This window comes from Streptomyces albidus (ex Kaewkla and Franco 2022) (genome assembly GCF_013870515.1).
In the GTDB taxonomy this organism is placed as follows: Bacteria; Actinomycetota; Actinomycetes; order Streptomycetales; family Streptomycetaceae; genus Streptomyces; species Streptomyces albidus.
Genome location: NZ_JACBXA010000209.1, coordinates 1 through 10,544, shown reverse-complemented (window position 1 = coordinate 10,544; position 10,544 = coordinate 1). Strand labels below are relative to the sequence as shown.

7 protein-coding genes are annotated in these 10,544 nt (G+C 71.7%); 4 read left to right on the top strand and 3 right to left on the bottom strand.

The annotated features are described in order from the left end of the window. Positions 1 to 2,951, bottom strand: a 2,951-nt coding sequence (locus tag H5J26_RS23755) for a putative bifunctional diguanylate cyclase/phosphodiesterase (RefSeq protein WP_235981004.1), incomplete at its 3' end; no start/stop codon positions are given. Positions 2,952 to 3,552: 601 nt separating this feature from the next. Further along, positions 3,553 to 4,521 (bottom strand): 2-hydroxyacid dehydrogenase, encoded by a 969-nt coding sequence (locus H5J26_RS23750; RefSeq protein ID WP_181767988.1) that lies wholly within the window; start codon positions 4,519 to 4,521, stop codon positions 3,553 to 3,555. 371 nt (positions 4,522 to 4,892) lie between these two features. Here H5J26_RS23750 and H5J26_RS23745 point away from each other — a divergent pair, with 371 nt between their 5' ends. From H5J26_RS23745 to H5J26_RS23730, 4 genes are all read left to right on the top strand, one after another. Beyond that, a complete protein-coding gene (locus H5J26_RS23745) occupies positions 4,893 to 5,891 on the top strand; it encodes an aldo/keto reductase (RefSeq protein ID WP_181767987.1) in 999 nt (332 codons plus the stop codon). Between the two features lie 134 nt (positions 5,892 to 6,025). Beyond that, entirely contained in the window at positions 6,026 to 7,192 is a 1,167-nt protein-coding gene (locus H5J26_RS23740; protein WP_419183841.1) for a PQQ-dependent sugar dehydrogenase, read from the top strand. A gap of 19 nt (positions 7,193 to 7,211) precedes the next feature. After that, entirely contained in the window at positions 7,212 to 7,409 is a 198-nt protein-coding gene (locus H5J26_RS23735; RefSeq protein WP_181767986.1) for a DUF6191 domain-containing protein, read from the top strand. Continuing rightward, the gene (locus tag H5J26_RS23730) at positions 7,409 to 7,648 is read left to right on the top strand and encodes a DUF6191 domain-containing protein (RefSeq protein ID WP_181767985.1); all 240 of its coding nucleotides are present in this window, start codon (positions 7,409 to 7,411) and stop codon (positions 7,646 to 7,648) included. The genes H5J26_RS23735 and H5J26_RS23730 overlap by 1 nt, the downstream gene beginning before the upstream one ends. A 66-nt stretch (positions 7,649 to 7,714) precedes the next feature. Here the strand turns inward: H5J26_RS23730 and H5J26_RS32140 are convergent. Next, positions 7,715 to 10,544 (bottom strand): helix-turn-helix transcriptional regulator (locus H5J26_RS32140; protein WP_181767984.1); only part of this gene is annotated, 2,830 nt, incomplete at its 5' end.

Genomic DNA, 10,544 nt, shown 5'->3' with positions numbered 1-10,544 from the left:
CCGCGCCGAGGGGCGCGCGACGCAGCTGGCCGACCGCGAGGGTGTGGACGTCCCTTGTGCGGCTGGGGCTCGGGCAGTGGATACGCGCCGCGGGAGAGCGCGTGGCGTAAGCGGTGCTCGTCGAGGGGCCCCGAGAAAACCGCCCCCTGGCCATGGGTGCATCCCATCTCCCGGAGTCTCACCGCCTGCTCGGGGAGGTCGACCCCTTCGGCGACGGACGTCAGCCCGAGGTCACCCGCCATGCGCAGGAGGCCGGTGGTGATCTTCCGCTGACGCGGGGACTCCACGACGCCCTCGATGAGGGTGCGGTCGAGTCTGACGATGTCGACCGGCAGCCGCCGCAGCGCGGAGACGGCGAGAGGCCCGCTGCCGAAACCGTCGAGGGCGATGCCCACTCCGAGGCGGTGCAGCGCGCTCAGGCTCCGTTCGAGCTCGTCGAGCGGGATGCGCGCGTCGGCACCGGCGAGCTCCAGGATCAGCGACCCGGCCTGGAGCTCGTGCAGGGCGAGCAGGCCCTCGACGGTGCCGGGACTGAGGGAACCGTCCGTGAACCGGCTCGCGGGTAGGCGTACGGAGACCGGCGTCGGAAAGCCGGCGGCATGGCGCGCGGCGGCCTGCTGAACGGCCTCGTCCAGCAGCCGACGGCTGACCACAGCCGCCTTCTCTGCCTGTGCGTCCTCCGTCGCACGGGAGGCACCGCCCGCGCTCTCCGTCTTGCCGGGGGCTCCGGGCCCGCCGCCTCCGGCGCGCAGGAACTCCGCCGGCGTGAACAGGATTCCCTGGGCGGAGCGCCAACGGGGCTGCGCCGCCACAGCGGCGACCTTGCCGCTGGCGAGCTCGACGACGGGCTGGTGGAGCAGCGCGAACTCGCCCTCGTCCAGTGCGCTCCGCAGCCGGGTCGTCGCTTCGGCGCGCTTGGCCGCGCCGGGCTGCGCCTCCGTCTGCATCTGCGGGGTGTAGAGCTCGACCCTCGCCTTGCCTGCCTGCTTGGCGCGATACATCGCCAGGTCGGCGTTGCGCATCAGCGAGGTGGGGGAGATTCCGGGCTCCGCGAAGGCGATTCCGATGGATGCCGCGACCCGCACCTCCCTGCCCTCCACCCGGTAGGGCTCGGAGAGGGTCATGCGCAGACGGTCGGCGATCTCCTGGATGCGCTGCTCGCGTTCACCGTCGGCGTGCGTGCTGGGGTTGCCGTCGCCGAGGATGAGGACGGCGAACTCGTCGCCGCCCAGCCTGGCGGCCGTATCGCCTGCACGGACGGACTCCTGGAGGCGTCGGGCCGCCGCCACGAGCAGTTCGTCGCCGCCCTGGTGGCCGATGCTGTCGTTGACGGCCTTGAAGCCGTCGAGGTCGATGAAGAGCACGGCGTGCTCGCTGTCGCCGCCGCGGCGGCCGACCAGGGCCTTGCGGACGCGCTCGGTGAACAGCGCGCGGTTGGGCAGGTCGGTCAGCGGGTCGTGCGAGGCGTTGTGCTGCAACTGGGCCTGGAGCCGGACCCGTTCGGTCACGTCCCGGCTGTTGAAGATCAGGCCGCTGCGGTAGCGGTTGACCGTCGACTCGACGTTCAGCCAGTGGCCCCCGCCGTGCCTGAAGCGGCACTCGATCCGCGTCGAGGGCTCCTCCTGCGGCGGCGCCGCGAGGAAACGGCGCAGCTCGTGCAGCACCCGTGCGAGGTCCTCGGGGTGGATGAGCGCGGCCAGTTCGGAGCCGATGAGGGCGTCGCCGTCACGGCCGTAGACACCGGCGGCCGCCGGTGAGACGTAGCGCAGGACTCCCGTGGGGGAGGCGATCATGATGACGTCGCTGGATCCCTGGACGAGGGAGCGGAAGTGGTTCTCCTTCTGGGCCAGTTCCTGCGTCAGGTTGATGTTGTCCAGCAGCATGATGCCCTGCCGCACGACGAGGGCGAGCACGACCGTGCAGGCCGTGAAGAGCACCATGCGGTCGATCTCGCGACCCGCGACCGCGTTGTAGAGGATGCCCAACGTGCAGACGGCGGCGGCGAGATACGGGGTGAGCGCGGCCAGCGAACCTGCGATCGGGCGGCTGGGGCGGTCGGCGATCATCTCCCACTCCGCGGCCGCCGAGTTCGCCGGACGCGCCGACGTCTGAGGCTTCACGGCGCCCGGAGCGACGGCTCCGGCCGTGCGGGAAGCGGAAACGCCCTGCCCTGCCTCGGACTCGCCCCGGCCGACCCACGCCGCGTACGCCAGCAGCAGCGAGCCCGCGAACCATCCGGCGTCCAGCAACTGGCCCGATGCGTAGTGCTCGCGGAGCAGGGGCGAGCTGAAGAGCGCGTCGCACAGGACGGTCAGGGCGAGCCCCCCGATGGCGGTGTTGATCGCCGAACGCTGCCCGGAGGAGCGCCTGAAGTGCAGTACGAGCACCATGCTCACCAGAACGATGTCCAGGAGGGGGTAGGCCAGACTCAGCGCGGCGCGCGCCACCGAGTCGCCCTCCCAGTACGCGGTGTGCGCGAGCGCGAGCGACCAGGAGAGGGTCAGCAGCGAGCCGCCGATCAGCCAGGAGTCCAGACCGAGGCAGACCCAACCGGCGCGCGTGACAGGCCGCTTGGCCAGCACGAGCAGGCCGATGATCGCGGGCGGGGCGAAGAGCAGGAAGCAGTAGTCCGCGACGGACGGACGGGGCACGGGCTGGTGCAGCACCACCTCGTACCAGCCCCATACGGCGTTGCCCGCGGCGGCCATCAGCGAAGAGAGGCCGAACAGCAGCCAAGCGGGCCCGAGTTGGGTGCCACGGTGGGCACGGGCGAACCGGACGCACGAGGCCGCGGCGAGCATCCCCGCGAAGCTCAGCCCGAAGTCCCCCATGAAGAGGGCCACTTGCTCGGATCCCCAGCCGAAGGCGGCACCGATCGCGTAGCCACCGCAGAAGATGACGAGAAGCAGCTGAGGCAGGATGCTCGCCCGCGCGCCGGCCGGCGGCGCCATGCGCCCTCCCTCGCCGGGGGTGGCAACTGCCCCCGCACGACTGCTCGTACGGACCTCCCCGCCGGCGCGCGACGGGGCGCGCACGGGAATGGCCAGCGTGGCCGACCCGGCGGACTGGGGCGCGGGCGAGGCCGGCGAAGCGCACGTGGCGGCCGCCCAGATCCGGCTCTGCCGGGGGGCTGCGCCGCGGGGGCTCATCGCGTCCTCCGGGCTGACGGGGGCTTCTCGTAACGACGGTTCCCATCGGTGCGGTACTCGCACGACGTGAGGCCCAGAGTCCGGCCCCGCAACGGGACCGGCCGACAGCAGCTTGTCCGTGGTGTCCGACGCCTCGTCCACCGGCAGTTGGTCCATTGGCCGCGCATTCGCCCGTCGCCCCCTCGTGTCCGGGTTCGCCCCCCTCTCGGACGATACACCAGAACAGTCACAGAGGGACATAGTCCCGATACAGAACGTGACGACCTGGGACGTTGCGCGTACAGCGAGCGTTCGTACGCATCCGGAGAGTGTTCTTTCGGGCTCCGGGAGCCCTATTCGAGCGCCTCCGGCCCCCACTTGGGCAACTCGGGGATGCCCTCAGGAGCCCCTCCTGGAACCCGCGTCACTTCGCTACGGCGACCGTGTGCTCCAGTGGTTCGCCCGCCGCCCAGCGGGTCAGCTGGCTGCGCAACAGCCGCTTGGCGCGCGGCAGAAAGGCCGAAGTGGGCCCGCCCACGTGCGGGGTGATGAGCGCGCCGGGTGCGTGCCAGAGGGGGTGCCCCGCGGGCAGCGGCTCGGGGTCGGTGACGTCGAGCGCGGCCCGCAGCCGCCCCGATTCCAGCTCTGCCACAAGGGACTTGGTGTCCACCACTCCCCCGCGCGCGACGTTGACGAGCAGTGCACCGTCCTTCATGCGGGCGAGGAAACCGGCTCCCACGAGACCCAGGGTCTCCTCGGTGAGCGGGGTGCAGAGGATCACCACGTCGGCACGCGGCAGCAGTTCGGGAAGGCGCCCGAGGTCGTGGACGGGCCCCCGCGGGACGGTGCGTTCGCTCCTGGCGACCCGCAGCACCTCTTCCACCTCGAAGGGGATGAGACGTTCCTCGACGGCCGAACCGATCGCTCCGTGACCGACGATGAGGACGGTCTTGTCGGCGAGCGCCTCGTGCACGCCCGGGCTCCACTCCTCGGCGTCCTGCGCGCGTACGAACGCGGGGAGCTGCCGCAGCGCCGCAAGCGTGAGAGCGAGGGCGAGTTCGGCGGTGGAGGCTTCGTGCACACCGCGGGCGTTGCACAGCTGCGTCCCGCTGGGAAGGTCCGGGACGGCGGCGGCGACGTGGTCTATCCCGGCGGTGAGCGTCTGTACGACCCGCACCCCCGTCATCTGCGTCAACGGCCGTACGGCGACGGCCTGTCCCTTCATGTACGGGACGACGTAGAAGGCGCAGTCGGCCGGGTCCGCGGGGAACTCCTCGTCCCCGTTCCAGAAGTGGTAGGTGAAGGCGTCCGGTAGCCCGTCGATCTGGGCGGGCGGAACGGGCAGCCAGACGTCTGTGGCGGCCGATGTCTGCGATGCCGGTGAAGGTGCCATGGTCAGACCCTAGGGGGTGTCCGCAAAGTAGCGTCGTCCGCCTGCAAGGCGGGGGGCGCGGGGTCTGGTGCGTGCGATCGCAAGGCGGAGGAGGAGAGCGCATTGGGCTGCGCCGACGACCGACAACGCCGGGAGCGTGCGTGCCAGACCCCGCACCCCAGCCGGGACTTCGCGGACACCCCCCAGGGGGTGACCAGCGAAATGGGTCAGAGAGGACCTGGGCCGGTCCGCGACGTTCCCCGTCGTCGGACGTGTGGGGTCGAGCCTGTGGGCGGTGCGGTGAGGCGGGGGCTGAGGGGGAGCCGGAGGGCCGTCGGACGCCGGCGCAGGCAGGCGTTAGTTTGGGGGCCGGCAGAGGGGAGTCCGTACAAGTGGACCGCAGGACGATCGGTGCGGCGGCACTCGAAGTGGGCGCTGTCGGCCTCGGCTGCATGCCGATGAGCTGGGCGTACTCCACGTCCGAGCAGCGCGGCGAGGAGTCCCTTCGTACGGTGCACACCGCCCTGGACCGCGGCATGACCCTGCTGGACACCGCCGACATGTACGGGCCGTTCACCAACGAGCTGCTGGTCGGACGGGTGCTCAAAGAGCGTCGCCACGACGCCTTCGTCTCCACCAAGTGCGGGCTGCTGGTGGGCGAGCAGCACATCGTCGCCAACGGACGCCCCGGCTACGTGAAGCGCGCCTGCGACGCGTCGCTGCGGCGCCTGCAGACCGACGTCATCGATCTGTACCAGCTGCACCGAGCCGACCCCGAGGTCCCGATTGAGGAGACCTGGGGCGCCATGGCCGAACTGATCACGGCGGGTAAGGTGCGCGCGCTGGGCTTCTGCGCCGTCGGCGCCCGCGCGGACCGGCGCGCGGGGACCGGCATACACGAGACGACGATCCGGCAGCTGGAGCGGGTGCAGCAGGTCTTTCCCGTGAGCGGCGTGCAGGCCGAACTGTCCGTGTGGTCACGTGAGGCGCTCGAGTCGCTGCTGCCCTGGTGCAGGGCGCGCGGCGTGGGCTTCATGGCCGCGATGCCGCTCGGCAACGGCTACTTGACCGGGACGCTCACCACCGGCGGCGGCTTCGAGCGGGACGACGTACGGGCCCGGCATCCGCGGTTCACCGCCGAGATGATGGCGGCCAACCAGCCGGTGGTCGCCGGCCTGCGCAGAGTCGCCGAACGCCACGGGGACGACGTGACGGCGGCCCAAGTGGCCCTGGCCTGGCTGCTCGCGCAGGGAGAGCACGTCGTACCCGTACCCGGCACGAAGAAGGAGCACTGGGCGGTGGAGAACGGGGAGGCGGCCGGACTGGCCCTCACCCCGGGCGACCTGGCGGAGCTGGGAGCGCTGCCCCCCGCACAGGGTTCGTGGGAGTAGTCGGTGGGAGCGGCCCACTCCTTACGGCTTCCGTACGGAACTTCGCAGTCCCCCACGGCGTAGTCACGGATGTGGTGTGCTGAGCGAGCTGATCACATTGTGACGGGTGCACACACCGACACCGGGAGGCGCTGATCGTGCGAAGCCGTTATCTGCCGTCCATCCGGGCTGCCGGAGCCGGGCTCGCCGCCCTGGCGCTGCTGGCCTCGGGCTGCTCCGACGACTCCGGTACGCCGTCGAAGGAGAGTTCCCGCCCCGCCTCACCCAGCGAGGAGCCGAGCCCGGACGGCACGGCCTCCGCAGCGCCGGCGAAGGGCTCGGTGAAGGTGGAGCGCACGATCACGACCGGCCTCAGAGCGCCGTGGGGCCTGGCACCGCTGCCCGGTGGCGACCTGCTGATCTCCACACGGAACAGCGGCAAGATCTTCCGTGTCGACGGCAGGAACGGCAAGAAGACCGAGCTCGGGCAGGTGCCGGGCGTCGGAGCCAGCGGCGAGGGCGGGCTGCTGGGCATCGCGGTGCCGCCGGACGACGCGAAGATGATCTACGCGTACTTCACGACCGAGTCCGACAACCGCATCGTGCGGATGCTCTACGACTCCAAGAAGCCCCGGGGCGACCAGCTCGGCGCCCCGGACACGATCTTGAAGGGCATCCCGAGGGGAGAGATCCACAACGGCGGCCGTATCGCCTTCGGCCCCGACAAGATGCTGTACGCGGGCACGGGCGAATCCGGTGAGGGCGGCCTGGCGCAGGACAAGGACTCGCTGGGCGGCAAGATCCTCCGCATGACGCCGGACGGCGAACCGCCCGGTCAGGGCAATCCGCAGTCAGACTCCGTCGTCTACTCCTACGGCCACCGGAACGTGCAGGGCCTGGACTGGGACGGCGACAAGCGGCTGTGGGCGAGCGAGTTCGGGCAGAACACGTGGGACGAGCTGAACCTCATCCGGCCCGGCAAGAACTACGGCTGGCCGGACGCCGAGGGCAAGACGGGCCGTTCCGGGTTCGTCGACCCGCTGGAACAGTGGAGGCCTGCCGACGCCTCCCCCAGCGGCCTCGCCGTCGCCGAGGGCTCCGTGTGGATGGCGGGCCTGCGTGGTGAACGGCTGTGGCGCATCCCGCTGAAGGGCACGAAGCCCGCTGCCCGGCCGCAGTCGTTCCTCGACGGCCGGTACGGACGGCTGCGTACCGTCGTCTCCGACGGCGCCGACCATCTGTGGCTCGTCACCAACGAGACCGATTCGCGGGGAACTCCGGAAAAGGGCGACGACCGTATCCTGAAGTTGAAGGTGAGCTGAGCCCTCGAGCGGAGGTCCGATGTTCAACCTGATCGAGGAGCTGTTCGCTCCGGGCCGGCGTCACACCGACGACGAGCGCCGGCGCCTGGACCACACCCGTGTCGAGGAAGGCAGCAACGACCCCGGCAGCGGGCCGGTCGACTTCACCTCAGGGCACGTCGTGATCCGCCCGCCGGAACAGCCGCGTACGGATCCGCACCCGGACGGGAGCAACTGATGGACATAGCGGGAAACATCTTCCTCCCCGGTCAACAGCACCTGGAGCAGGAGAAGAACCGGCTGGAGCACACCTACGTCCTCGAAGGCACGCACCAGCCGGGCTGCGGCCCGGTGGACCTCGGCTCGGGGAGGATCGTCATAGCGCTGCAGGACCAGCACGCGATCCTTCCGGCCCGGCCGAAGCTGGAGGAGGAGTCGGACTCGGAGGAGCCCGACGGGGGCGGCCCGCCCGACTGATCCGCGGTCGCCTCACCCACCGCCGGAGCGTCATCGACGCAGCCGCCGGGTGCCGTCCGGCGGGCGTCAGCCCGCAGCGGACGACGCGTCCGCCTCGGGAAGCAGCCTGAGCCTGTGGGCCATGGCTGCCGCCTCGCCGCGGCCCGCCACTCCCAGCTTCGCCAGGATGTTGGACACGTGAACGCTCGCCGTCTTCGGCGAGATGAAGAGCTGCTCCGCGATCTGCCTGTTGCTGCGCCCGGCCGCCACGAGTCCGAGAACGTCCTGCTCGCGTTGCGTCAGCCCGAAGTCCTCCGACTGAGCGAGGGCCGTCGGTGACGCCTGCGACGGAACGGACCGCAGGCCGTCACCGTCGGCTGCGGAGACGGGCAACGACAACCGCGCCCGTGCGCCGAGCTGTTCGATCTCCAGCCGCAGCGGGCCCGCGCCGAGCCGCAGCGCCGTCACGTGCGCCTCGGCGAGCAGCTCCTTCGCCCGCTCGCGGCCGGGCCGGGTGGCGTCCCCACGGTCGGGACAGGCCAGCAGGGCCTCCGCCCAGCGCTGCCGTACCTGCGCGAGTTGAAACGGGCGTTCCAGCACCTCGAACTCGGCTGCCACCTCCGCCCAGGCCGCGGGCTCCACATGCCCTTCCGCGCGGCCGAGTTCGGCCTTGACCAGCGATGAGTGGGCGTGCCAGACCGGCGCCGGGTGCGCGAGGCGCCGTACCACCGTGCGGATCTCCTCCAGCAGCTCGACGCGCCCCTCATCGGCGGCGGGAAGCCCCCGCAGCGCGGCCTCGTGCGCAGCCGCGGTGTGCAGCAGCGGCCATGCGAACTGGTGGGTGCCGGGCGGGAAGCCGGCTTTGAGCGCCGCCCTCAACTGCGAGCGTGCAGCCGCGAAGTCACCGCGCCCCGCTGCCAGCGCGAGGGAGAGCCGCCGCAGTTGCACCGCCGTGAGAGGTGAGGCCGCAAAGGTGCCCATCACCTCGCGGGCGGACTCCAACGCCGTCTCCATGGCGGTCAGTTCGCCGCGTCCGAGATGCTGGTGCGCCTTGAGCAGGGTGGCCCAGCCGCGAGTGTCAGGGGAGCGGGCCGTGGCTCCCGCCTCGTCCGTGAGCCGGGCGGCCTCGGCCCACTCCCCCAGCGAGTGGAGCGATTCGGCCTGGTTGCCCAGAGCGAAGGCGCGCATGTCCGGGCGCCCGTGCGCGGCCGCCCCCTTCGCGGCACGGGCCGCCGCCACGACGGCCTCCCTGGAGCGGCCCACCGACTCCAGTTCGGCTGCGATGTTGATGTCGGCCCGGACCACGACGCCCACCGCACCGACCGCCAGGGCCTGTTCGCGCGCGTGGTTCATCTCGGCGAGACCGCCGTCGACGTTCCCGGCGTCCGCGGTGAGTATCCCGAGGGTGGTGCGGGCCTGGAGTTCGATCGTGGTGGCGCCGACGACACGGGCCAGCTCGACTGCCCGTACGGCCGTGCTCATGGCGTCGATGCCGGGCCGGTGCATCATGCCCCAGGCCGCCGCGCTCGCCAGCACGTCCGCATGCACCGCCGACGGCGGCAGGCCCCGCACCAACTCCTGTGCGCGGCCGATCTCGTCCCAGCCGTCGCCCCTGCCCAGCGCCTCGACGATCTTGGATCGCTTGACCCAGAACCACGCGGCGCGCAGCGGGTCCTTCTCCTCGTCGAGCAGGTCGAGAGCCCTCTTCGTCAGCGCCAGCGCACGCTCCTCGTCGGCGCCGGTGCGCGCCGCGACGACCGCCTCCGCGAGCAGGTCCATGAAGTAGAGCGATTCCGCTTCGGGCTCGTCCGCGCAGCCCGGATAGACCTCGGCCTCGTCGATGGGGCGCAGGCGCGCCCGTACGTCCGCGGGGACCTCGTGCCACAACTCGATGGCCCGCTCGAGGAGTTGCTGCTGCTCCGCGAAGGCGTGCCGGTGGCGCGCCTCGACGGCCGCCGCCAGCACGACGGGCATCGCCTTGGCGGCGTCCCGGCCGCGGTACCAGTAGTGGGCGAGCCTCGTCGTGCGCTGTTCGGCCCGTACGAGCGAGGGGTCGGCCTCGAGCGCCCGTGCGTAGCGGCGGTTGAGCGCGGCCGCCTCACCCGGCAGCAGGTCCTCGCTGACGGCTTCGCGCAGCAGGGCGTGCCGGAAGCGGTAGCCGTCGCCGTCCTCCGTGGGGAGCAGCACGTTGGCGCCGACGGCGGCGCGCAGGGCGTCGAGCAGCTCACCCTCGGGGAGCTCGCTCACTTCGGCCAGCAGCGCGTGCTCGACGGCCGAACCTCCCTGGGCCGCGATGCGCAGCACATGCTGCGCGTGATCAGGCAGCGCCTCGACCCGGACCAGGAGCAGGTCGCGCAGGGAGTCGCTGATGCCGCAGGTGGCGCAGCTGGCGGTGAGCTCCTCGACGAAGAAGGGATTGCCGTCGGAGCGGCGGAAGATGATCCGGGCCTGCTCGGGGTCGGGCTCGGGAACGCCCTGGATGCCGGCTATCTGCTCGTGCACCTCTGCACGGCTCAGCCGCGGCAGCTCGATGCGGCGCACGGTCCGCAGCCGGTCCAGCTCGGCCAGGAAGGGCCGCAGCGGATGGCGGCGGTGGATGTCGTCGGCGCGGTAGGTCGCGAGCAGGACGAGCCGGGAGGTCTGCAACGAGCGGTAGAGGTAGCCGAGCAGCTCGCGGGTGGAGCGGTCTGCCCAGTGCAGGTCTTCGAGGGCGAGGACGACCGTACGGCCTGACGCGATCCGCTCCAGCAGCTGTGCGGTCAGCTCGAAGAGGCGGGTGCGCCCGTCCTCCTCGTCGAACGTCTCGGCTCTCACTGCTCCGGGGCTGCCGGGGGCCGGTGCCAGGTCGGGCAGCAGCCGTGCGAGCTCGGCCTCCCTGCCGGCCACGGCGGCGGCGAGTTCGACGTCGCCCAGTGAA

Excerpts from the sequence above, each read along its gene's own strand:
- H5J26_RS23750 (WP_181767988.1), bottom strand. The coding sequence starts at position 4,521 with ATGGCACCTTCACCGGCATCGCAGACATCGGCCGCCACAGACGTCTGG.
- H5J26_RS23735 (WP_181767986.1), top strand. The coding sequence starts at position 7,212 with ATGTTCAACCTGATCGAGGAGCTGTTCGCTCCGGGCCGGCGTCACACC.
- H5J26_RS23730 (WP_181767985.1), top strand. The coding sequence starts at position 7,409 with ATGGACATAGCGGGAAACATCTTCCTCCCCGGTCAACAGCACCTGGAG.